The sequence below is a fragment of the Variovorax sp. PCZ-1 genome, from assembly GCF_018413605.1.
In the GTDB taxonomy this organism is placed as follows: domain Bacteria; phylum Pseudomonadota; class Gammaproteobacteria; order Burkholderiales; family Burkholderiaceae_C; genus JANMDU01.
In genome coordinates this window covers 2018404-2042221 of the sequence record NZ_JAHCDN010000001.1, presented here as the reverse complement: position 1 = coordinate 2042221, position 23818 = coordinate 2018404, and the positions used below count along the sequence as shown (strand labels likewise).

General features: G+C 55.2%; 18 protein-coding genes. 7 read left to right on the top strand and 11 right to left on the bottom strand.

Annotated elements, in window-relative coordinates:
* Positions 1–42 precede the first annotated feature (42 nt).
* From purU to KIH26_RS09800, 6 genes are all read right to left on the bottom strand, one after another.
* On the bottom strand, positions 43–924 hold the full coding sequence (purU, locus tag KIH26_RS09825; RefSeq protein ID WP_213444446.1) for a formyltetrahydrofolate deformylase: 882 nt from the start codon (positions 922–924) through the stop codon (positions 43–45).
* Complete coding sequence (locus KIH26_RS09820) at positions 917–1486, bottom strand: sarcosine oxidase subunit gamma (protein ID WP_213444444.1); 570 nt, start codon at positions 1484–1486, stop codon at positions 917–919. The genes purU and KIH26_RS09820 overlap by 8 nt, the downstream gene beginning before the upstream one ends.
* Positions 1479–4451, bottom strand: a complete 2973-nt coding sequence (locus KIH26_RS09815; protein WP_213444442.1) for a sarcosine oxidase subunit alpha family protein — start codon at positions 4449–4451, stop codon at positions 1479–1481. Before KIH26_RS09815 ends, KIH26_RS09820 begins: the two co-directional genes overlap by 8 nt.
* Positions 4448–4747 (bottom strand): sarcosine oxidase subunit delta, encoded by a 300-nt coding sequence (locus tag KIH26_RS09810; RefSeq protein ID WP_213444441.1) that lies wholly within the window; start codon positions 4745–4747, stop codon positions 4448–4450. The genes KIH26_RS09815 and KIH26_RS09810 overlap by 4 nt, the downstream gene beginning before the upstream one ends.
* Before the next feature lie 14 nt (positions 4748–4761).
* Positions 4762–6006, bottom strand: a complete 1245-nt coding sequence (locus tag KIH26_RS09805; RefSeq protein ID WP_213444439.1) for a sarcosine oxidase subunit beta family protein — start codon at positions 6004–6006, stop codon at positions 4762–4764.
* A gap of 110 nt (positions 6007–6116) precedes the next feature.
* Positions 6117–7115: a GlxA family transcriptional regulator gene (locus KIH26_RS09800; RefSeq protein ID WP_213444437.1), complete on the bottom strand. Its 999-nt coding sequence runs from the start codon at positions 7113–7115 to the stop codon at positions 6117–6119.
* A 108-nt stretch (positions 7116–7223) separates the two neighbouring features.
* Here KIH26_RS09800 and KIH26_RS09795 point away from each other — a divergent pair, with 108 nt between their 5' ends.
* From KIH26_RS09795 to hslV, 5 genes are all read left to right on the top strand, one after another.
* On the top strand, positions 7224–8249 hold the full coding sequence (locus KIH26_RS09795; protein WP_213444435.1) for an ester cyclase: 1026 nt from the start codon (positions 7224–7226) through the stop codon (positions 8247–8249).
* A gap of 177 nt (positions 8250–8426) precedes the next feature.
* Positions 8427–9491, top strand: a complete 1065-nt coding sequence (locus tag KIH26_RS09790) for a CobW family GTP-binding protein (RefSeq protein ID WP_213444433.1) — start codon at positions 8427–8429, stop codon at positions 9489–9491.
* Between the two features lie 232 nt (positions 9492–9723).
* Positions 9724–10887, top strand: coding sequence for an RNA polymerase-binding protein DksA (dksA, locus tag KIH26_RS09785; RefSeq protein WP_249661023.1), 1164 nt, complete (start codon positions 9724–9726; stop codon positions 10885–10887).
* Between the two features lie 58 nt (positions 10888–10945).
* On the top strand, positions 10946–13045 hold the full coding sequence (locus KIH26_RS09780) for an STAS domain-containing protein (protein ID WP_249661022.1): 2100 nt from the start codon (positions 10946–10948) through the stop codon (positions 13043–13045).
* Between the two features lie 50 nt (positions 13046–13095).
* Positions 13096–13644 carry an ATP-dependent protease subunit HslV gene (hslV, locus tag KIH26_RS09775; protein WP_213444432.1) on the top strand — a complete coding sequence of 183 codons (549 nt, stop codon included), beginning with the start codon at positions 13096–13098 and terminating at the stop codon, positions 13642–13644.
* A 67-nt stretch (positions 13645–13711) separates the two neighbouring features.
* Here the strand turns inward: hslV and KIH26_RS09770 are convergent, their stop codons facing one another.
* The 4 genes from KIH26_RS09770 to KIH26_RS09755 all read right to left on the bottom strand — a co-directional run bounded on the left by KIH26_RS09770 (position 13712) and on the right by KIH26_RS09755 (position 20391).
* Positions 13712–15088, bottom strand: coding sequence for a DUF1501 domain-containing protein (locus KIH26_RS09770; RefSeq protein WP_213444430.1), 1377 nt, complete (start codon positions 15086–15088; stop codon positions 13712–13714).
* 10 nt (positions 15089–15098) lie between these two features.
* Positions 15099–16949, bottom strand: a complete 1851-nt coding sequence (locus KIH26_RS09765; RefSeq protein WP_213444428.1) for a DUF1800 domain-containing protein — start codon at positions 16947–16949, stop codon at positions 15099–15101.
* Positions 16950–17191: 242 nt separating this feature from the next.
* Positions 17192–18541 carry a DUF1501 domain-containing protein gene (locus tag KIH26_RS09760; protein WP_213444426.1) on the bottom strand — a complete coding sequence of 450 codons (1350 nt, stop codon included), beginning with the start codon at positions 18539–18541 and terminating at the stop codon, positions 17192–17194.
* Positions 18542–18561: 20 nt separating this feature from the next.
* Complete coding sequence (locus KIH26_RS09755; RefSeq protein WP_213444424.1) at positions 18562–20391, bottom strand: DUF1800 domain-containing protein; 1830 nt, start codon at positions 20389–20391, stop codon at positions 18562–18564.
* A gap of 131 nt (positions 20392–20522) precedes the next feature.
* Here KIH26_RS09755 and hslU point away from each other — a divergent pair, with 131 nt between their 5' ends.
* A complete protein-coding gene (gene hslU / locus KIH26_RS09750) occupies positions 20523–21863 on the top strand; it encodes an ATP-dependent protease ATPase subunit HslU (protein ID WP_213444422.1) in 1341 nt (446 codons plus the stop codon).
* A 72-nt stretch (positions 21864–21935) separates the two neighbouring features.
* Here the strand turns inward: hslU and KIH26_RS09745 are convergent, their stop codons facing one another.
* Positions 21936–22667 (bottom strand): HAD family hydrolase, encoded by a 732-nt coding sequence (locus KIH26_RS09745; protein WP_249661021.1) that lies wholly within the window; start codon positions 22665–22667, stop codon positions 21936–21938.
* Between KIH26_RS09745 and hemH the strand changes: the two genes are divergently transcribed.
* Positions 22666–23790, top strand: coding sequence for a ferrochelatase (gene hemH / locus KIH26_RS09740; protein ID WP_213444420.1), 1125 nt, complete (start codon positions 22666–22668; stop codon positions 23788–23790). The two genes, KIH26_RS09745 and hemH, sit on opposite strands and share 2 nt — an antisense overlap.
* Positions 23791–23818: the final 28 nt, after the last annotated feature.

Here is a 23818-nt window from a genome sequence, read left to right as displayed (position 1 = left end):
ACAACCTGCGCAGAGTGCTATTAAAAATATAGCGATTGACGTTTAACGCAAAACGACAACGCGCTGTCCATTCAGAAACACGCGGTGCTCCAGCACATAGCTGAGCGCGCGTGAGAGCACCAAGCTCTCTAAATGGCGGCCAATGCTTTGCAGTTGTTGCGGCTTGGCGCTGTGATCCACGCGCTGGACTTCTTGCTCAATGATCGGACCTTCGTCGAGATCGATGGTGACGAAATGCGCTGTCGCGCCGATCATCTTCACGCCGCGTGCGTGCGCTTGCTCGTAAGGCCGCGCGCCTTTGAAACCGGGCAGGAAAGAGTGATGGATATTGATGGCACTGCCTTTGAGGCGCTCACACATGGCAGGCGAGAGCACTTGCATGTAGCGCGCAAGCACGACCCATTGCGCTTGATACTGCTCCAGCAATTGCAGCAGCTTCGCTTCTTGCTCTGGTTTGGTCTCTGGGGTGATGGGCAGATGATGAAAGGGGATGCCATGGGCTTGTGCCAAGGGTTCTAAATCTTTGTGGTTAGACGCGATAGCAACGATCTTCATCGGCAACTCATCGCGCCGCCATTGCGCCAGAATTTCTTGCAAGCAATGATCGGCCTTGGAGACCATAATGAGCACTCGGGCTGGCTCAGATAGAGAGGCGACACGGCCTTTGGCATCTTGCTGCGATTGAAGCCATGCCGCATACTGATCGCGCAAGGCTGCTAAATCAAAACCTGTGCCTGCCTGAGTTTCTACGCGAAACACGCAGCGCAAATAAAAGCGTTGGCTGAGCTCGTCATCAAAAACGGAAAGCTCTTCAATGTAAGCGCCATGTTGCTCCAACAGAGCAGTGATGGCGGCCACTTGTCCGCGTGCGCTCGCAGCTTCTAACGTGATGGCGTAGCGATGTGCAGTGGTGAGGTCATGCATAAGCTTCAATCTCCTGGCCTGAGCGTTCCACCTTGCATTCAAGCGAGGCTTTGTTGATCATGGTGTCGACATACGACGCAAAGCTGCGGCGTATGAGTAATTCAAATTTGGGTTCAGCAGTCGAGTCGGATGCTGGCCACAGCCACACTGATGCTTTAAAGAAATGGCTGCCTGCGCATTGACCTAAAGCAAAATTCTTTGGATGCAAATCTAGAGGACAACCTTGTGCGAGCATGCTGCGCGCACCTGCGCCGGCTAGTGAAAGCAAAAAATAACCACTGCTGACATCGGTGACGGCGAAATGTTGGGCTTGCAATGCTTCGCGCAACGCTGCTTCGAGCTTTGCCGCCTGCGCGGACGGTGCGATCACAAAGCAATCATCGGGGCTGACCCAAACGAGGCGAATGTCGCCTTGTTGATGTGTGGTGTTGGTGCTGGAAGGCAGGGCAAGACCTAAGGCGCGCTCGACGCCTTGAGCAATCGCCGTGCCTTCGCCGCGCAGGCTGAGCACGCTGAGATCGGTTTGCCAATGGATGTGAAGATTTTGCACAGGATCAGGCATTTTGACGCTCCGCTTGAGGGTCGAAGAAGACAGGGCTGGAAATGGTGGCCATCACGCTCGAGCCATCGCGCATGCCCACGCGGATGCTTTGCCCAGTGCGGCTGTGGCCGGATTTCACCAAGGCCATGGCGATGCTGCGGTTAAGGGTAGGGCTGAAATAGCTTGATGTCACATGCCCAGCCATCGGCACAAGCTGACCGGCTGGGATTTGCGCTGGGTCGGCCTCCAAGATTTGCGCACCTTCGGGCAACACAAACTTTTCATCATGCGTGAGTAAACCCACGAGCTGCTTGCGGTCAGTGCGCACGGTGTCTGAGCGGGACAGCGACCGTTTGCCTAAAAAGTCTTTGGTCTTCGCTACCATGCCGCCCATGCCGAGGTCAATCGGAGTGACTGAGCCATCGGTATCCTGCCCCACGATGATGAAACCTTTTTCTGCACGCAGCACGTGCATCGTCTCCGTGCCGTAGGGTGTGATACCCAACGGCTGACCGGCTTCGTGAATCGCTTGCCAAACTTGCAAGCCTTGAGCAGCAGGCACATTCACCTCATAGCTGCGCTCGCCCGAGAAGCTGATGCGCATGATGCGAGCCTTCACGCCAGCCACCGTACCTTCTCGGTACGACATGAAGGGAAACGCCGCATCATCAAAATCAACATCGGTGCACAGCTTTTGCAACAGCTCGCGGCTTTTTGGGCCAGCCAGTGCTGTGGTTGCCCAATGATCGGTCACGCTGGTGAGATACACCTTCAAATGCGGCCATTCGGTTTGCAACCAGCGCTCCAGCCATGCGAGCACGCGCGCTGCGCCGCCGGTGGTGGTGTGCATGAGGAAATGGTTTTCAGCCAAGCGCACGGTTACGCCATCGTCAAACACCATGCCGTTTTCATCGAGCATCAAGCCGTAGCGGCATTTTCCCACTTCGAGCTTGCTCCAAGCATTGGAATACACCCAGTTGAGCAGGGTGGCAGCATCAGGGCCTTGGATATCGATCTTGCCGAGTGTGGAAGCATCGAGCGTGCCGACGGCGTTGCGCACAGCAAGCACCTCGCGTTTGACGGCTGCATGCAAGTCTTCGCCTGCTTTCGGGAAATACCAAGCGCGTTTCCATTGCCCCACGTCTTCAAACCTTGCGCCGTGCTTCACATGCCAAGAGTGCATCGGCGTGATGCGCATTGGATCAAAACCATCGCCAAGCTCTAGGCCAGCCAATGCGCCGAAAGTCACGGGCGTGTAGTTGGGGCGGAAAGTGGTCGTGCCCACGGCGGGTATGGGTTTGCCAAGCGCTTGCGCCACGATGCCCATGCCGTTGATGTTGCCGGTTTTGCCTTGGTCTGTTCCGAAGCCGAGGGCGGTGTAGCGCTTGACGTGTTCGATAGATTCAAAGCCTTCGCGGGTGGCTAATCTGATGTCAGCTGCTGTTACGTCGTTTTGAAAATCTACGAACTGCTTGGGTGCGCGGCTGGCCGGCAGCGCATGGGGCACGAGCCAGAGCTCGCGCAGATGCGGCGTGGCTGGGCTTTGCTGCGATTTTCCTGCGCCACTATCTGCGCCATCGTGTGCAGCAGCCTGCAGGCTGAACGCACCACGGCATGAGCCTGCACTGCGCTCGCCTTGTATGGCTTTGCCGGGAATGAAGGCCAATTGCTCATCGCTCCACACCGCTTTACTGCCAGCCTGGGAATGCAGATGAATGACAGGGCTGAAACCGCCCGAGGTGGCCAGCAGATCGCAAGCCATGGTTTGAGCTGAGCCTGTGATCTGGTCTTGCGCATTGATCGCTTGCACCTGCACACCATTGATATGCTTTTTGCCCAGAGCTTGTGTGACCACATGGCCTGCCAAGATGTCAATACCGAGAGTGCGTGCGCGTTGGGTGAACTCGCCACTAGGCTGTGCGCGGGCATCCACCACACGCACACTCGCACCGCTTTCCTTCAAAGCGATAGCGCCTTCGTAAGCGCTGTCGTTGTTGGTGAAGACGATGGCATTGGCGGCCAAGCGAATCGCATAGCGCTGCGTATAGACGGCTGCTGCGCTAGCGAGCATCACGCCGGGCAGATCATTGTTGGCAAATACCATGGGGCGCTCATGTGCACCTGTCGCCAAGATCACTTGCTTTGCGCGCACTCGCCATAAGCGCTCGCGATAGCCCTTGGTCTCGCTTTGCGGCACGCCATCATGCTTGCGTTCAATCAGCGTGACCAAGTTGTGATCTTGGTAGCCGAAGGCAGTGCTGCGCGGAAGCAAAGTCACATCAGGCGATTCGCGCAAGGCTTGCAAAGTTTGCGTGAGCCATGACGATGCTTTTTGTCCGTGAATCTGCTCTCGGCTGGTGAGCAGCCAGCCGCCGAGCTCGGCCTGCTCATCGCAGAGCATCACGCGCTTGCCGTCGCGCGATGCTGCAAGCGCCGCTGCCAAGCCAGCCGCACCGCCACCGACCACCAACACATCGGTATGAGCGAATTGTTTGTCATACACATCAGGGTCAGCCACGGTGGGCGATGCGCCCAAGCCACTCGCTTTGCGAATGTGCTTTTCAAAAAAGTGCCACGCGCGCTGCGAGGCCATGAAGGTTTTGTAATAGAAGCCGGCGGGGATCAAGCGCGATATGAAGCCATTGATCGCGCGCCAATCGAAGGCAAGAGAAGGGCTGGCATGGATGCTGTGAGCGACCAAGCCTTCGCTCAAGATCACTTCGGTCATGCGCGCATTGGGCACAGTGCGCGCGCCTTCGTGCAATTGCACCAGCGCATTGGGCTCTTCCACGCCAGCGCCCAACAAGCCGCGTGGACGGTGGTATTTCCAGCTGCGTGCGACAAGCGTCACGCCATTAGCTAATAGTGCCGAAGCAAGGGTGTCGCCGGCATATCCATTGTATTGTTTGCTATCAAAAGTGAAGCGTATAGTACGGCTGCGGTCAATGCGTCCGCCGTTTGGTAAACGTGATGGCACGAAGCTCATGGCGCCGCTCCTTCTTTGGCTTTCAAAGCAGGCATGTCTTCACCGATCTTCCAGGTGGCATGAAATTGATATGTCACCGTATCGCGCAGCGCATTGAACCAGCGGCCACAGCCACTGCTGTGCCGCCATTGCTCATGGCGCAGGCCTTTGATGTTTTTGCGCATGAAGACGTAATCGCCCCAAGCTTCATCGCTCATCGTCTCGGTGTTCGGCGGGCGGGCAATCCCGCCCTCTCCGCCGTGTGTGAATTCTGTTTCTGCGCGCGTGCCGCAGAAAGGGCAGTCGATTTCTAGCATCTTGTTCTCCTGCCTTAATGCGCCACGGCCGCAGCGCCATGCTCATCGATCAAATGCCCTGTGGCAAAGCGATCGAGCGAGAAGGGCGCGTTGATCTCATGCGGCCTGTCTTGCGCCACGGTATGCGCCATCACCCAGCCTGAGCCCGGTGTGGCTTTGAATCCGCCTGTGCCCCATCCGCAGTTGATGTAAAGCCCCTTCACGGGTGTGAGGCCAATGATCGGGCAAGCATCGGGCGAGACGTCCACAATGCCGCCCCACTGCCGATTCATGCGCACGCGCGAGAAGAGGGGAAAGAGTTCCACAATGGCTTGCAGCGTGTGCTCAATGATCGGGAAGCTGCCTCTTTGCCCAAAGCCAGTGTAGGCATCAATGCCTGCGCCAATCACCAAGTCGCCTTTGTCGCTCTGGCTGATGTAGGCGTGAATGGCGTTGCTCATCACCACGGTGGGGAAAATCGGCTTGAGTGCTTCACTCACGAGCGCTTGCAGCGGGTGGCTTTCCAGCGGCAAGCGAATATCAGCCATCTGCGCAATCTGGCTGCTGTGGCCAGCAGCGACGACGGCGACTTTTGGCGTTTTGATGTACCCCTTCACCGTTTCAATGCCAACGACTGCGCCATTCTCACGACGAATCGCTTTCACCTCGCAGTTTTGAATGATGTCCACACCCAGCGCATCGGCTGCTCGCGCAAAGCCCCAAGCTACTGCATCATGTCGAGCCACACCCGCTCGCCTTTGGAAACTCGCGCCGAGCACCGGATAGCGGGTGTTGAGATTGATAAACGGCAGCATCTCTTTGATCTGCTCCGGCGTGAGCACTTCTGCGTCCACACCATTGAAGCGATTGGCCGTGACGCGGCGTTCAATATCGCGCATGTCTTGCAGTGTGTGCCCCAGATTCATCACGCCGCGCTGGCTGAACATCACGTTGTAATTGATGTCTTGCGACAAGCCCTCCCAGAGCTTCATGGATTTTTCATACAACGCCGTGGCTTCATCCCACAAATAATTGCTGCGCACAATCGTGGTGTTGCGCCCCGTATTGCCGCCACCCAGCCAGCCTTTTTCAACGACTGCAATGCGCCGCATGCCATGCTCTTTGGCGAGGTAGTAAGACGTGGCTAGGCCATGGCCACCACCACCCACGACCACAGCATCGTACTCAGCCTGGGGCTGCGCATCGCGCCATTGGCGCTGCCAGCCCTCGTGGTAACTCATGGCATTGCGCAGCAATGACCAAATTGAAAACTTTTGCATACTTCACTCCTCGGAAACGCACTCCGAATGTGTGCTCAAGTGTATGTAGATCAGCGCTGTATCCATAGCATTAATGCGACAAAAAATAAGCAAATAACGACATGAGGCGTTTAGCTTCTTGTGCTTTGCCGATACGCTGATGGGCTGCGGCCTGTGCTGGTGCGAATTGCGCGAGCAAAGCTGCTGCCATCACCCAGACCGCATTCAGCCGCAATATCAACCAGAGATAAATCAGAATGTGTGAGCATCCAGCGTGCGCGTGCCAAGCGCAGGCTGCGATGGTATTGCGCAGGGCTCATGCCGATATCGGCGGCAAAGCGTCGCTCGAGCTGCCTGCGTCCTAAACCTAGCAAATCTGCGAGGTGCTGCACATCGGGTGCGTTGGCCAGCTGCTGCTCCATCAGCAGCATGGCTTTATGTACCAAGCGATCTTTGGCTTGTACGGTGAGCACAGCCTCGGGCTGCAGGGTGCTGGCAGGCAGGGGCTGCTCTTCAATCAATATGCGAAGCGCTTTCACGGCTTCTGCTCGGCTCAGATGTTTTTCCACCAGTGCTGCGGCTAAATGCACTACGCTCGTGCCGCCCGCGCAAGTCAGTCGCTCCCGATCCATCACATACATCTGATTGCTCAGCACACGTTGGCCGGGAAATTCTGCTTCAAACTCTTGCCGATGAAACCAGCTCACGCAAGCCACATGCCCTTTGAGCAAGCCCGAGCGCGCGAGCACGAAGGAGCCGGTACACAGCCCCATCAGCGGTACACCAGTGTGTGCAAAACGGCGCAGGGCGCGGGCGATGGCCCCAGTGGCTTTTTGCGCACTGAGTAAGCCGCCTACCACGGCGATGTAGTCAAAGCTTTGCTCTGTATCGAGAGGCGTATCCGCTAATACCTGCACGCCGCTGCTGGAGACAATGGCCTCTCCCGGCGTGCCCAGCACTGCCCACTGGCAGCGCCTGGCACGGCTTCTGTCGCCCTCATCAGCCGCCAGGCGCAAGGTGTCTACAAAACCTGAGAAGGCGGTGAGCGTAAAGCGTGGCAGCAGCACGAAGCCCACACGCAGCGCGGGCTGCGTTGCGGATACTGTGGGGCTGGTTTTTGAAATTTGCATGCGTATTCATTATGGAAATCAAATTAATTGAAATAGCCAGTAAATACCCTTAAATTTAAGGAAAATATAAGGATTGATTGTTGTGCATAGGTTTGCAATAATGAATGTATGCAACATCTTCAAGCCGCAAAAACTCTGGTTTGGCAATACCTACAACAATTGCCCGGAAATACGGCGAATGCGCCCACAGCCACCGATTCTCGCCCGACTTTGGAGCGGTTTTTTAAGCCCGACGCGCAGTGCCATGTCTTTCATCCGATCAACGAAGTGCACGGTATCGAAGCCATGCATGCGAAATTTTGGCAGCCCTTGCTCCAGGCCTTTCCCAATTTAGAACGTCGCTGCGACCTGTTTTTTGCAGGCGATTTTGATGGCCGTTTCTGCGGCGGTGCAGGCACGTGGGTCACGGCGCATGGCTACTTGATGGGTACGATGACGCAAGACTGGCTGGGCATTCCTGCGACAGGCGACACCGTGTGGGTGCGCATCGGCGAGTTCTATCGCGTTGAGGGCGGCAAGATTGTGGACGCTCGAATCCTGCTCGATCTGGTGGATGTGATGCGCCAAGCTGGCATTGAAGTATTGCCGCGAAGCACGGGCGCTCGCATCATCGTGCCAGGGCCGCAGATGCATGATGGCCTGCTGTTGGGTGAGAGTGATCCCGTGCAGTCCAAGCTTTCCATGGACAGCCTTGACCGCATGATCGGTGGCCTCAAATCTTTCAACCAAAAAGATCTCAAAAGCATGGGTATGCATGCCTTTTGGCATCCCGAAATGATGTGGTACGGGCCTTGCGGCATCGGCACTTCGCGCCAGGTAGAAGGTTTTCAAAAACATCATCAAAAGCCTTTCCTGCACGCCTTCCCTGATCGGGTTGGCGGCAACCATATCAGTCGTATCTCTGAAGGGCACTTCATCGCCTCCACCGGCTGGCCCAGCGTGCATGCCACGCATATGGGTGACTACCTGGGCGCCCCTGCAACAAACAAGCCTATCAGCATGCGTGTAGCTGATTGGTGGCGGCGTGAGGGTGATATCTTGCGAGAGAATTGGGTGATGATTGATCTGCCCGAGCTGCTCTTGCAAATGGGGGTGGATCTGTTTGCGCGTATGTCCCAAGGTGGACTGAAGTAATTTTGATTATTTTTAAGGCGAAATTGGCAGTTTGCCGGCATAGATACTGCGCGGAATGCTATTAAATATGTAGCATAGACTGAATAAGTCATAAAACCAGTTGATGCAGGCGGCAAAGCCTTGAATTAGCCGCTAAACTCCCCAGCTTCTTGCATTGTGCAAACTGGATAGATCATCATGGCCTTGATTCCTGCCACCATCCTCACTGGCTTCCTTGGAAGCGGCAAAACCACCTTGCTCAAACGTGTGCTGTCGGAAGCGCATGGGCAGAAGATTGCCATCATTGAGAATGAATTTGGCGAAGAAAACATCGACAACGACATTCTCGTGGCCGATACGAATGAGCAAATCATTCAGATGAGTAATGGCTGCATTTGCTGCACCATCCGCGAAGACCTGCGCACCACGCTGCGTGATTTGGCCGAGAAAAAGCGCAAAGGCGAGCTCGATTTTGAGCGCGTAGTGATCGAAACCACGGGTTTGGCCGATCCTGGCCCGGTGGCGCAGACCTTTTTCATGGACGATGAGATTGCCGAGCAGTATTTGCTCGATTCCATCCTGACCTTGGTGGATGCCAAGCACGCCGCCAACCAGCTCAATGACCGCCAAGAAGCGCGTCGCCAAGTGGGTTTTGCCGACCAAATCTTCATCAGCAAGAGTGAATTGGTGGCTAAAGAGGAGGTGGATGCTCTCATTCACCGCTTGAAGCACATGAATCCCCGCGCGCCGCAACGTACAGTGCATTTTGGGGATGTGAAGATCAGCGAAGTGTTTGATTTGCGAGGCTTCAATCTGAATGCCAAGCTGGATATCGATCCTGATTTCTTAAAAGAAGATGATCACGATCATCGCCATGACCATGACCATGAGCACGGCGAACACTGCGACCACCCCTCACATGCGCACGAGCACGCAGGCCATGGCCATCATCACCACCATGATGACGATGTGAAAAGCTTTGTTTTCCGCTCTGAGAAGCCGTTTGATCCAGCCAAGTTGGAGGATTTTCTGGGCGCCATCGTGAATGTTTATGGCCCGCGCATGCTGCGTTACAAAGGCGTCCTCCATATGAAGGGTACTGAACGCAAAGTGATTTTCCAAGGCGTTCACCAACTCATGGGCTCGGATTTGGGCCCCAAATGGGAGGGCGGTGAGCAGCGCCTGTCCAAAATGGTGTTTATTGGGCTGGATTTGCCCAAAGACATCTTTTTGCAAGGCTTGGAGCAATGCTTGGCTGCATGATTGAACTGCGCAGCTTGTACGGTTTTCCGTGATTTTTTGATGAATTCTGGCTTTGGAGACGGTCTTGATTGATGTATTTTTCAAACTTGTGGGATTGCGCTCGGGTAAGTCGCTACAATCGCGCGCCGATGGCACATCGGTGAGCCATCAGAAAAGCGGTATAAATCTGAATGGTTCAGTAAACAGCACAGGTTCAGAAAGAGCCAAAGCCGCGACCGCGAGGAGACAAGAATTGAAAGCACCAGCCAAGAAGTCAAAAGTGGTAAGCAAATCTGCAGGTAAGAGCGCATCCAAAGCCAAGGCAACATCGGCGGCCAAGCCTGCAGCCAAACCAGCAGTGAAAAAAGCGGCAGCTAAACCCACAGCAAAGCCTACGCCCAAGCCAGCTGCAAAAGGCATGGCAGCAGCTAAGCCAGCCGAAAAGCCAGCGGCCAAGAAGCCTGTGGCCAAAAAAGCCGTGCCCAGCAAGCAGGCAGCTAAATCACCCGCGAAACCAGTGGTCAAGCCCAAAAGCAAAGCCGCAGTCAAGCCACCCACCAAATCATTACCTCAGGCTTCATTGAAGGCATCTCCTAAACCAGCAGTAAAAGTGCCTGCAAAAAAAGCTGCAAAACCAGTAGCTAAAGCCCCTACAAAAGCGCCAGCTAAGGCGCCAGCAAGTGCACCTGCAAAAGCCCCCGTTAAAACACCCATCAAAGCAAGCACCAAACCTCCCACTCCCCCTGTCAGCAAAGCGCAACCCAAACCAGCAGCAGCCCCTGTGCCTGCCAAGCCGGTTGCGCCACCCCCCGCACCGGTTAAAACCAAAGCGGGCTCCCGCGTCGTCCCTTCTTATGCGCCTTCGCCCTCTGATATGTCGCCCCACGGCGGTAATACAGCGGCGAAAGCCAGTTTCACCATGTCCGCACCTGTTCTCGCACCGCCTCCTCAAGTCGTCATCAAAAAAGACGCCAAACTCGTCAACAACTGGAAAACCAAAACCGCTGAGCAACTCACAGACAACGAAGTGATTGCAATGCCGGACAGCGAATACATGAATGCCAAACAACTGGCGTTCTTTCGCTTGAAGCTGGTTGCCTTGAAAAACGGCATTCTCTCCAACGCAGGTGAAACCACCGAGCACCTGCGCGAAGATACCTCTGTTGTGCCCGATCCAGCTGATCGTGCCACGATTGAGGAAGAGCATGCTTTAGAGCTGCGCACGCGCGACCGAGAGCGCAAGCTGCTCAAGAAAATTGAGCAATCCATCGCCAGTATTGATGCCGAAGAATATGGCTACTGCGACGAAACAGGCGAGCCGATTGGTGTTGCTCGTTTGATCGCCCGCCCCACTGCTACGCTTTCTCTTGAGGCGCAGCAGCGACGCGAACTCAAGCAAAAGATGTTCGGCGACTAGAATTCCTAGGAAAACCAGAAAATCCCGCTAGACTAGGGTGTAAATCCCACTCATCCTCATGGCAAAAGACGATACTTCACCCGGCGGCTTGTTCTCCAAGATGGTGAAGTTCGTGCGCAGCCCTGGCACGCAGTGGAATGATTTGGATGATGCCAGTTCGGCGAAAGACGGGTCACTGAGCAAGCAAGCGCTCAAAGAAATGATTGAGCGTAAGCGGCGTAACGATTTCGTGCGCAAGCGCGAGTTCGACATGCTGCGTAAGCTGCGTCGCCGCGAAGCCACAGGAGCCGGTAGTGCCTCTGATGCGGCTGCCCGCCCATCCTTCTTCCAAAGCTCTATGCCTTCTCGCCCCGATGACCGGGCCATGACGCTGAAGAAAATCGACGAGATCGAAGCGCAAATGTCGATGCAGTGGTGGAAGACCAAGCATGGTGCAGCGGGTGGAGCTTCGACGAACAGCCCCAGTTCGGATTTCTCAGCCTCTGATATGGCCTCGCGCCCGCCTGCAGCGAATGCTGCCGCGAAATCAGCCGCTGCATCCAATAATTTGGCTTATGCGCGCACTGCACCTGATGATTTGCAAAGTGCTCTGGGTCGCGTGAGTGCTAAATTCAATCCCGATGCAGCAGCGGGAGCTCAGCCACCTGCTTCTGTGCCCGTGGTAACTGCGCGCGTGCCTGCGCCCAGCACGCCTAGCGCAGCGACTTCCTCGTCGCCTGCTGTGCCTCGCTTCTCCGACGTGCCCGCTATACGGCCCACACTCTCTTCTGCCTCTGCTCGTATGGCCTCGCCTGCACCAACAGCTGCTGCGCCTGCCCCTGCGCCAGCGCCAGCTGCAGACGACGACAACTCGCTCGATTTCACCGCAGATTTCGCACCCGCTGCTAAACCTCAAATCAAGTCCTCGCCATTTTCTGCAGCATCGCCTGCACCCGTGGCTCAGCCTGCAACTGCGAGCAAACCGCCTGGTGCGATTGGTGCATTAGGCGGGCTTGCAGCTTCTTACGACGGCACAGGTGCTGTGAGCGGCTTTACTGCTTCCAAACTGTTTGCTTTGGAAGTAGACGAAGTGCAGCATGATCCAGAATTGGAAGAGGCCGCTATCCGCTTTGCCAACGGCGATGATGGTGGTGCAGAAGCGGGTTTGCTGGAGGCTGTGAGCGCGCGTGGGCCGCGTCATCAGCACGAAGAAACTTGGCTCACACTGTTTGATCTGTATCGCGCCACCAGCCAATACGATCGGTTTGAAAGCTTGGCCATTGATTTTGCAAGCAAATTCAATCGCTCTTCGCCCATGTGGTTCTCCATTCCAGAAATGGTGAGCAAAATGACCGGTGGCAATGAACCCGCTGCGCCCGTGGGCTTGCGTAAAGCTGATTGGAAAAGCCCAGCGAACTTTGGCATACAGTCTCTTGCAGCCTTGAATGGCGCGTTAAGCAAAGCGTCCATGCCTTGGACTCTGGATTGGGTATCCATTCAGTCAGTTGAAGACAATGCTGTTGCGCCCTTGACTAAGCTCCTCCTGTCTTGGGTTTCGCAACCCGTTCAGTTGCGTATGGCGCATACCGACAAACTTGAAAAAGTGTTGCGTGATGGCGCGCCTTCGGGTGTGCGCACCACAGATCAGGATCGTTGGAATTTGTTGATGGCTTATTTGCGTGTAGCGCATCGCCCAGATGAGTTTGAATTGGCTGCTCTGGATTTCTGCGTCACCTATGAAGTCTCGCCACCGTCTTGGGAGCCAGCTCGCTGCGAATTCAAGTCTCTGGACGCTGATGGCAATACGGGAGTGGGGCAAACCATCATTGGTGACGCTGTGCACGACTCCGTGGTTTCTGAAATGCACACAGACGCTGGCTCGTCTTTGATGACTGCTCAGCTCGCGTCTGTGGAGCTTTCTGGTCAAATCATGGGTGAGCCCAAGCCAGTGCTCGATAAGTTAGAAGCGCGTCTGACAGGCGCAGACATGATGATCATTTCTTGCGCAAAGCTGGTGCGCGTAGATTTTTCTGCAGCGGGAAGCTTGCTCAACTGGGTCACTGCACGCCAATCCGAAGGGCGTGTCGTGCAGTTTACCGATGTGCATCGCTTAGTTGCTGCTTTCTTTCACGTCATCGGCATCAGCGAGCACGCCAAGGTCACGACGCGCGTCGATTGATTTTTTTTGCTGCTCACTCTCGCAGCAAGCAACTTTTCAGGTCAATACTCATGGAACAGTTTCATGGCACCACGATTGTGAGTGTGCGCCGCAAAACAGAGCAGGGCTGGCAGGTAGCCATTGGCGGTGACGGTCAAGTCACTTTGGGAAACATCGTCATCAAAGGCTCTGCGCGTAAAGTGCGCAAGCTTTATCACGATAAGGTTCTCGCGGGTTTCGCTGGTGCTACCGCCGATGCCTTCACGCTCTTTGAGCGCTTTGAGGGTAAGCTGGAAAAACACCAAGGCCATCTCGTGCGTGCTGCGATTGAGCTCACCAAAGATTGGCGCACCGATCGCGTGCTACGCCGCTTGGAAGCGATGCTGGCTGTAGCCAACCATGAGGCTTCATTGATCATTACGGGCAATGGTGATGTGCTCGAGCCCGAGCATGGCATTGTTGCGATCGGCTCAGGTGGTGCATACGCGCAGGCGAGCGCGAAGGCTCTGTTGGATAACACCAGCCTTTCTGCACCAGAAATTGTGAAGAAGTCCTTAGAAATCGCGGGTGAGTTGTGTATCTACACGAACATGCATCACACGATTGAGACCTTAGATTAACTATAAATTTGGTAGCACTCTGCGCAGATTCTATGCCGGCGAAATGCCAATATTCATCCTAATCGACTCAAATAAACAACCCCAAGTTCTTGGTGTCGAAGTTGTTGATGTAGGGCAGCGCATCGACTAACGAGCCTGCCGGCACGCCGAACCAGGTTGCCAGCGTAGCCGCGAGCTGTGAGGTTGAGGTCGTTGGCAACAAGCGGCCTCGGCCTAAGTCTTCGGCTGTGCCCAAGGCAACAGTCGGGTAGCTCCCGACAATCGTGCCACCTTTCACTGCGCCGCCCATGATGAATTGATGGCCTCCCCATCCGTGGTCGGAGCCGTCGCCATTGCTGGTGAGTGTGCGCCCAAATTCTGATGCGGTGAATGTTGTCACCAGATTTTCCACCTTCAACTCAGCAGTGGCAGCATAGAAGCTGGCCATCGCTTCGGCGACCTTGGTGTGCAGTCCTGGTAGCTCCTGTACCAGCGAGTTGTGATGGTCGAAGCCACCCATGCCGACGAAGAACACCTGACGCCCCATGCCCAAACTCTTGCGTACCGCGATTAGTCGTGCCACCATACGCAACTGCTTGGCCAAAGAGTTGCTCTCGTTGAACACCGTGGTCAGCGGTGCAGCAGCTGCGAGCACGTCTTTGAGGGTTTGGTTAGCTTTGAGCGAGCGCCTGGTGACTTCGCCGAGGTGCGACTCAAACAGTGGACTTGGGTTGGCTGTGATGATCTCCCGCAGAGCTGCACCCGCATCAGTTGAGCCATAGAGCCGATCCAGAGATGTGACCGTTGCCGGCCCACCGCTGTCGATCTGGAACTGCTGCACCGTGTTACCGTAGAGAAAGACAGCCGTGCCGTTAGCCGATATCGAGGTGAACACGGAATTGCTACCGTTTCTCGACGCCAGCAGATCACCAAAGCGTCCGCCCCAACCCACCGTGGAGCCCTCAACGCCCGAAGACTGCCACACCGATTGCTGGTCGTTGTGCGAGAACAATTGCGGTGGAACGCCAGGCGCACTGGCCTCGAAATTGGCCTTGGTCAGTGGCGTGTACATCGGCCCCACGTTTGCCAAGATCGACAACCTGTTCTGCTTGTAGAGATCTGCCAAAGGCGACAGCTCCTTGGCCAGCGCGAAGCTGCGATTGGACTGCGAGGCCACATTGCCTAGAGAAATAAAGTCTGCGGCGGGCCGAGCGATGCTGCCGCGCGCTGAGGCCATCGCTGAAAATTCGGCGCTGTCGAAAGGCACCAAAGTGCTGGTTTGGTCGTTACCACCAAAGAGGAAGACACACACCAAAGCGCGATAGTCATCGGCAGTTTGCGCTGCTGCGGCTTGTATGCCTGCGAGGTTGAGAGCGATGGGCGCCGCTGCACCCATGGCCGAGAACTGCGTTGCCGCTTTCAGGAAGTGGCGGCGGCTGGGATCGGAAGTGTAGGATTTTTTCATTGATTGATCTTCAGATTTGAACCAAAAATTCGGGGCTGCACAGTGCAAGAAGCACCGCAGTGCGCGCCCGCTGCAGCGCAGATGTGGCTGGCACCGAGTTGATGGCCTTGAGCATTGAGTTGCGTGTAGCGGAACTGAGCCTTTGGCCGGTGAGCAACAAATCCACCCGATCAATCAGCGCAGCTGGATTGGATGCCAAGGCTACTTCGGCGGCATAGCTGCAGCTCACATCCCGGTTGTCGCCGGTGCCATTTTCGACAGCACTCGACATGAAGTTCAGATAGGCTGTCACCTGAGACTCGGTATTGATCTGTAGCTCCGGTGCCACCAATCCCGCCGTGGCTATTGATGAGCCCGGTGGTACGAAACCTGGGCGATAAAAGTTGAACACCGATGGCGCTTCCATCACTGACTGGCCAATCTGTGTGGTTTGACGGATGCGGAACTCACCCGTCTTCGAGCTGGCTTCGAAGCCACGCGCCCAAGCGGTCACGCGCAGCACGGGCTCGCGTACCTTACCGTGGCGGCCATCGCCGCTCTTGGCGGGCAAACGCGCCTCGTCGTCCAGCAGGATGGCGCGAATCACGGCCTTCATGTCGCCTTTGCTGCTGACAAATACCCCCGAGACACGCGACACGTAGGCCTTTGATGGGTTACTGGTCACCAGCCGTTGAATCAGCTGGCGGCTGATGAAAGGAGCTGTGTTGGGATGGTTGGCCAGCGTGTCCAGAGCAATGCGTAAACTGGGCCGTGCTGTCGTGCCAGCAGGAATGGTGACGCCCAGAAAACTCTTCGCAGAGCTTGAGTGATGCTTCTCATAAGGCACCATCGGCTGAACTTGAATATTGCGAGGTGGAAAGTTCTCGTAAAAACGGTAATCGCTGCTGTCTCTGGGCACCCAGCTCCAGCCTGTGAACACCTTGGCCAAGCCAGAGACATCCGCATTGTTGTATGCGGGGAACGTGTTGCCTGCTCCGTCGCGTTGCGGCGTACCGTCAGCGTTGAGCTTAACCAAGCCAATAGAGAACAACTGCATGACCTCGCGCGCGTAGTTCTCATCGGGCGAAGTGCCCTTCACAGCATCTTCCTTCTCGTTAGCACGGTGTGAAAGATAGACGCCCATCATTGGGTGCGTAGAGACCTCCTCTAGCAAAGTTCGGAAGTTGCCGAAGGCGTTGCGTCCGAGCATGTCCATGAAACTGGTGTGGCAGCTCGAACGATCGATCACCTCGTTGCTGGCCATCGAGACGACGAAGATCTGCGAGAGCGCAAACACAACACGTTGACGCAATTGGTCAGCGCCGCGCAAGGCCTGCATGTAGAACGAATCACGCAGATTGGTGGCATATCTCCAAGCATCTTGCCCAGGATTGGCTGTGTTCACATAGTAATCAATGTGATCCATGTGCAGTTTCTGAGGCAAGCTGAATTGCCAGTCCACCCAACCACCGTACCCCAGTCTAAGCACATCGTCGATGCTGGCGTCCGTGGCACCAAAGCTGCTCAGACCCAGAAACCGCGAAGCTTCTGCTCGTGTCGTTGAAGAGGGTGCAGGTGTAGGAGGTGCTGGCGTTGGTGCTGGAGGTGCAGGCGTGGGTGAGGGCGGTGCAGGGGTGGGGGTTGATGCGGTACCTGCGCTCGGAGCAGCTGCTGTACTTGTGCTATCGCCACCGCCACCACCACCGCATGCCGCGAGAAAGCTGGCTGCTAGAGCGGATAGTGCTGCAGGCGATGAAGCTATGCTGTACTCTTGCTCTTGACTTTTAGGATCGATGGATGCGGCTTCGCTCGAGGTATGCGAAGCTTGATGTTCCACAGGTTCGATGGGTGAATGAATGTCGGTTTCGGCAAGGTCTTGCATGGGATGGTGTCTGTAATGATTGACGACAAACCAAGCATAGGTAATTACTTCCCAGATATTCCAACTCAATCGCTACAAGGCCGTGTATATGGTAACCACCTGCGTGTGACGATGATCTGCATACAAGCGAGGATCAGCATAGATGCACAGCACATCTACGGCGAATTTATCGTCATGCAAGTGTGCCGCTATCCAACTGACAAGGCTTTGTCCAACACAGGTCGATTCAAATGCAGCAAGAGTTAGCCAAGAAAGCCAATATTGGGCGCAAAGCCAGACAGCCTTGGAAACACTTGTCCTAACACTTCATCGTTGGCGCCAAACCAACGCCCTAGGGTCGCCGCATAAGCTTCGGTCGAGGTGGTGGGAATCCAATTACCTTGCCCGCCAGAATCTTGCGGGCCGCGCACGATTTGTTCAGGGAAAGTGCCAAAAAGTTTGCCGCCTTGCACGCCACCGCCGACGACGATGTGATGCCCACCCCAGCCATGGTCTGAGCCTTGGCCGTTCGATGTGAAAGTGCGATTGAAATCCGACGCAGTGAAGGTGGTCACATTGTTCTGGATATTCAGCTCTTGCGTGGCCGCATAAAACGCACTGATTGCGCCGCTCACATCACCCAGCAATTCAGCTTGGCGTGTCAGTTGATCTTCACCATGGGTGTCGAAGCCGCCGATGCTACAGAAGAAACATTGTTTTTTGAGACCGAGCTTTTGCCGCGCCGCAATCAAGCGCGCGACCATGCGCATTTGGTTGCCTAAGCTGGAATTGGGGAAGACAGTATTGATGGTTGTGCCTTCTAAGGCGCTCGTCAAAATACGCTGCACCTCAATCGAACGCCCCATCACATCCACAAAGCCTTGCTCGAAGAGATGGTTGTAGGGCGTAGCCAGTGTTTCGGTGATAGCCAAGGAAAGTGGATCGCGCCCGTTGGGGTTGTAGAAATCAAAACCAAAATTACCGCTGGCCGAGACTTTATAAGCACTCAAACTGCGATCACCTGTTTCCCACAAATTGCCCCCAGTAACGGAGAGCACGCTGTAGCCGCGGTTATTCGTGCCTTCATCGATCAAGCGCTCGGCTAAGCGACCACCCCAGCCGTTCGCCGGGCGCTCGTATTGGGCGGCTTGCCACTGCGATTGCTGATCCGAGTGAGAAAACAGATTGTCGGGCAAAGGCACGGAGCGTGCTTCCCATTGCGCCTTGGTCGTGGGCACGACGAGTGGGCCCACATTGGCCACGAGAGCGGCGCTGGGGGTATTGCCATTGAAGAGATTGGCAAGGCCTGGCATGGCAGGATGCAGGCCATATCGAGCCGTGGTGTTGCTCGGCGCAATTGGCAGAAGAGAAGCAGCGGGTAAAGCGAGATTGCTGCGTGCAACGGCATACCGGTTATAGGCAGCGCTGTCGGTGGGGATCAGCATGTTATTGGCATCATTGCCGCCAAACATGAAGACACAGACAAGGGCTCGGTAATCTTCCGTTTGCGCAGTTTGCGCCAAAGCCTCGAAGCTGGAAAACACATTGGCTGCGCTGCCTAAACCGAAGGCGGCACCAGCTTTGATGAAATCGCGTTTGGTGATGTTGTTCATATTGATGTCAATTCAATTTTTTAGCGTTGAATCACGAAATCGGGTGAGAGGCTAATGAGGATCAAGCTGGCTTTGACGCGATAAGGCTTGTCATTGATATTGATTGCGTTGATCATGGTGCGCAGCCGAGTTTGCAGGGTCGTGCTCATTTGGCCATTGCAAAAGAGCATATTGAGATCCGCGATCAGCGCATTGGCATCGCCAGCTTTGGCTTCGAGCGGCGCGGTATTGAGCTTGAGCTTGTTCTCCTCATAGCCATAGCCGCCGTTGTTGAACAAATTGGCAAAGAAGTTCAGGCCGCCCACCACGGTAGTTTCTGTGGTGATTTGAAACTCGGGAGCCACCAAGCCTGCTGCCGCAATCTTGCCCGCTGGGCGGAAGTTAGGTGAGAAGAAATTGAACACGCTGGGCGAGAGCAGGGGGCTTTGGCCGAGGCCGTTGTCTGCGCTTTCCAAATAGTGAATCGCATTGCGGCCATTGTCTGCTTTGGCATTCAAGGCGCGCAGAAAATTCGCAAAGCGCATCACGGGCTCGCGTTGCTTGCCGAAATTAGCTGGCGGGACAGCATTTCGAGCTTCGGTGTCGAGCAAGATGGCTGCGACCACCGCACGCAAATCACCGCGCACGCCACTGCCATTGTTATTGAAGATGCTGGCTACGCGGCTGATATAGGCGCGGCTTGGGTTGCTGGTGACCAAGCGCTGGATGAGTTGGCGGCTGATGAAGGGGCCGACATTGGGATGGTTGAAAATGCTATCGAGTGCGGCCTTCATGTCGGTTTGGGGCGTACCACCAGAGGCGAGCACCATGCCATTGAGCAGCTTTTTCTCGCCACTGGAATGTTTGTTAGAAAAAGGCATCATCGCGCTCGTCCACGCTGCTGCCACCTCTTCATCAGCTTCATCCCAACCTGTGGCGTTGGGATAAGTCCAACCTGTGAATGCTTTGGCAAAGCCTTGCACGATAGATTCATCGTAGCTGGGGATGGGTTTGCCTGCGCTATCGAGCTGCTGGCTGCCATCAAGATTGAGTTTGACCAAACCGATGGAGAAAAGTTGAAGCACTTCGCGCGCATAGTTTTCGTTGGGATGCGCGCCAGTGGCTGGATCATCTTTCTCCGAGTTGAGCATATTCAGGTAATAGCCCATTGCTGGATGCAGGGTCACATCTTCTAGCAATTGTCGGAAGTTGCCGAAGGCATTGCGATTGAGCATGTCCATGTAGCTGCTCATCGCATAAGGGCGTATGTCGGGCGCGACGTTGGAGATCACCAAGATTTGCGAAAGCGCGAATGACATGCGGCCCCGAAGCTGATCTGCACCATACAGCCATTGCTGCCAAATGGCTTCATAGCTCATTTCCTCGGTTTCGTTGGCTTTGCCTTGATCGTTCACATTACGCAGTTTTTGCTGATCGAGATAGCTCGTGTGCAGCATCGTGCCAGTATTGATTTGCTCCCAGAGCCACAGTGGATAGCCTTTCTCGCGCACGGTTTGCACATCTTGGGTCGATTGCATGCCGAAGCTCGCTTGCGTGAGAAAACGCGCTGCATCTGTTGCGTTGGGCTGTTGATCCACAGCCACTTTGGGAGGCGGGCTGCCCCCTGAACCAGGCAGGTTGATAGCCTGGAAGGTATTGGGTACCGTGGCATTGTTGGTGGAGCTGCCTCCGCCACCTCCGCCGCAAGCTGTTAAGAAAGCTGTCAGGCCTGCAGGCCATGCCCAAGGCACAGGATCTGCGGTGCTTGCAGGGATAATCTGTACTGGGATGTTTGCTGCGTTGGGCCCGGTAGTCTGGATATCGTCTTCTCGGGCGATGACGGTTGGATTGTGCTCAGCTAGGTTTGTCATCTTGTTATGCGTTAGTAATTGGAGATTTGATCTTCTCCGTATCCAGCGTGTGCAAAATCGATTTTGCGTAACATCTGCGTAACTCGTGCCAACTTCTGTTGTTATTTTTGTAGATTTTTGAAACTTCCTTTATGTCTTCCATGACTCCGCAAGAAATTGTTTCCGAACTGGATCGTTTTATCGTTGGTCAAAACGATGCCAAGCGTGCTGTAGCGATTGCGCTGCGCAACCGCTGGCGGCGCAGCCAAGTCGATGCCAAATTACGCTTCGAGATCACGCCGAAAAACATTTTGATGATTGGCCCCACGGGTGTCGGCAAAACAGAGATTGCGCGCCGCTTGGCCAAACTCGCTGACGCGCCCTTCATCAAAGTGGAGGCCACCAAATTCACGGAAGTGGGCTATGTGGGCAAAGATGTGGATTCCATCGTGCGTGATCTGGCTGATGTGGCTGTGAAGATGACGCGTGATGCAGCCACCAAGGCCGTGCGCACGCGCGCGCAAGATGCGGCTGAAGAGCGCGTGCTCGATATTCTTTTGCCGCTGCCGCGCCAAGAAGTGGGCTTTGGCACAGGCTCAGTGGTGGAGACGCCTGAGAGCGCGACGCGTCAAGCATTTCGTAAAAAACTGCGCGAAGGCCAGCTTGATGAGAAAGAGATTGAGGTAGAAGTGAATGCGCCACGCCCGCAGCTTGAAGTGATGGGGCCAGCTGGCATGGAAGAGATGACGGAGCAGCTCAAAGGCATGTTTGGCCAGCTCGGCGAAGGCAAGAAGAAAACGCGCAAGATGAAAATTGCCGAAGCTCTGAAGGTGCTCACCGAGGAAGAGGCGGGCAAGCTGGTCAATGAAGAAGAGATCAAAACCCAAGCTTTGAATAACTTAGAGCAAAACGGCATCGTCTTCATCGACGAGATCGACAAAGTGGCTTCGCGCTCAGAAGGCTCTGGCGCAGAGGTCTCGCGCCAGGGCGTGCAGCGCGATTTGCTGCCGCTGGTGGAAGGCACAACGGTCTCCACAAAATACGGCCCGATCAAAACGGATCATGTGCTCTTTATCGCGAGCGGTGCATTCCATCTGGCCAAGCCCAGTGATTTGATCCCTGAGCTGCAGGGGCGCTTTCCCATTCGCGTGGAGCTTTCTTCGCTCTCGGTGCAAGATTTCGAAGCGATTTTGCAGAGCACGCACGCCTCTCTCGTGAAACAGTATCAAGCGCTGCTGGCTACAGAGCAAGTCACCTTGGATTTCAAGCCTGATGCGATTTCCCGCTTGGCGCAGATCGCGTTTGACGTGAATGAGCGCACGGAAAACATTGGCGCACGTCGTTTGGCCACGGTGATGGAGCGGCTGCTGGATGAGGTGAGCTTCACGGCGACCAAGCTCTCCGGCCAGACCGTCATGATTGACTCAGCCTATGTGAATGCGCGTTTGGCAGAGCTGAGCAAGAACGAAGATTTGTCTCGGTATATCTTGTAGCGCTACACATTTAATAGCACGCCGCGCAGATTCTACGCCGGCAAAAGCTTAAAAAGGTTTAAAAATACAGCCTCAGGGCAGTAGCAAAGCAGTGAGCTCGGTCAATGAAGTGATTTCTAGTGTGGGCTGTATAGAGTCATGAGGCCAGAGCTTGTCTTGGCGATTGAGCCACACCGCTTGCATGCCTGCACCCAACGCACCGATCACATCGAGCGCGGCATCATCGCCCACATGCAGCACCTGCTCAGGTGGCACACCCGCCACACGAGCAGCTTCAAGAAATATTTTTACATCCGGTTTAGCTACACCGAATCCTGTGGCACTGACTGCCGCTTTGAAATAATGTGCGATGCCCACACGATCCAATTGGGCATTGCCATTAGATAGAGAGATGAGCGGATAGTGCTGTGCCAAGATTTTGAGTGCGGGCAAGGCATCCTCGTAGTATTCCACGCGATTGCGTTCTGCGAAAAAAACGTCAAATGCAGGATCTGCCAGCAGCGGATCGTCTCCTGCGCGATATAGCGCCAATCGGATGGATTCTTTGCGAATGGCCGCCAGATCATGAGCGATCTCTGGCTTTTTCTTCACCACGACATCGTGCATGTATTCACGAATCTCTCGCAGTGCCGTGGGCGAGGCGAAAAGCGCAGCAGTCATGGGCGCATGCTCGCCCAGCCAGGCCAAAAGCACCTTTTCAGCGCGCTCAATCACAGGCCAAATGGGCCAGAGAGTGTCGTCCAAATCAAAGGATATTGCGCGGATGCTTGAAACATTGAGCATAGAGCAGCGAGAATAACGCATGGCCTTCCAAAAAGAACCCGCGTATGCCCACGGCAGCGCAAATAAATTTCAATCGAATACCGCAGTATTACTCTGCAACCTCGGCACACCTGATGCACCGACCGCGCCAGCACTGCGCCGCTATCTTGGCGAATTTTTGAGCGACCATCGCGTGGTGGAAATCCCCAAGCCCATCTGGTGGCTGATTTTGCACGGCATCATTTTGCGGTTTCGCCCCGCAAAATCAGCCAAGAAATACGAGAGCATTTGGATCAAGCCAGATGCCAATGGCCAAGGTGGCGGTTCACCGCTGAAGGTGTGGAGCGATAAGAATGCATTGCTACTGCAAGGCAGCCTCGCCCAGCGCGGGCATCGCGTGCGCACTCTCTTAGGCATGCGTTACGGCAACCCAAGCATTCCTTCGCAATTGGATGCGCTCAAAGCAGAAGGCTTCAAGCGCATCCTTATCTTGCCGCTTTATCCGCAATACAGCGGTACGACGAGTGCCAGTGTGTTTGATGCGGTTTACAGCTGGGCCTCCAAAACACGCACCGTGCCCGAGCTGCGTTTTGTGAATCACTATCACGATCATCCTGGCTTTATTGAGGCTTTGGTACAGCGTGTGCGCCATCACTGGCAAACGCAGGGCAGAGCAGACCAACTCGTGATGAGCTTTCACGGTGTGCCCGAGCGCACTTTGCATTTGGGTGACATTTACCACTGCGAATGCTATAAAACTGCGCGCTTGCTGGCTGAGCGATTGGGTCTTTCCAAAGAGCAATACAAAGTCACCTTTCAATCCCGCTTTGGCAAAGCCAAATGGCTGGAGCCCTACACCGAGCCTACGCTGATTGAGATGGCGCAAAAAGGTGTCAAGAGCGTGGAAGTGATTTGCCCAGGCTTCCCAGTGGATTGCTTGGAAACGCTGGAAGAAATTTCCATGGAAGCCAAAGAAGCTTATCTGCATGCCGGCGGCAAAGAATTCAGCTACATCCCTTGCCTCAACGATTCGCAGCCTTGGATCAGCGCACTCGCAGATATTGCAGAGCAACACCTTTCCGGCTGGGATACCAAGAGCGCACCAGATGCGCAAGAGTTGGCCTTGCAAAAGCAGCTTGCGGCAGCTTTAGGCGCGAAAGCATAGGCCGTTTGCCTTCGTGACTTTTCATCGC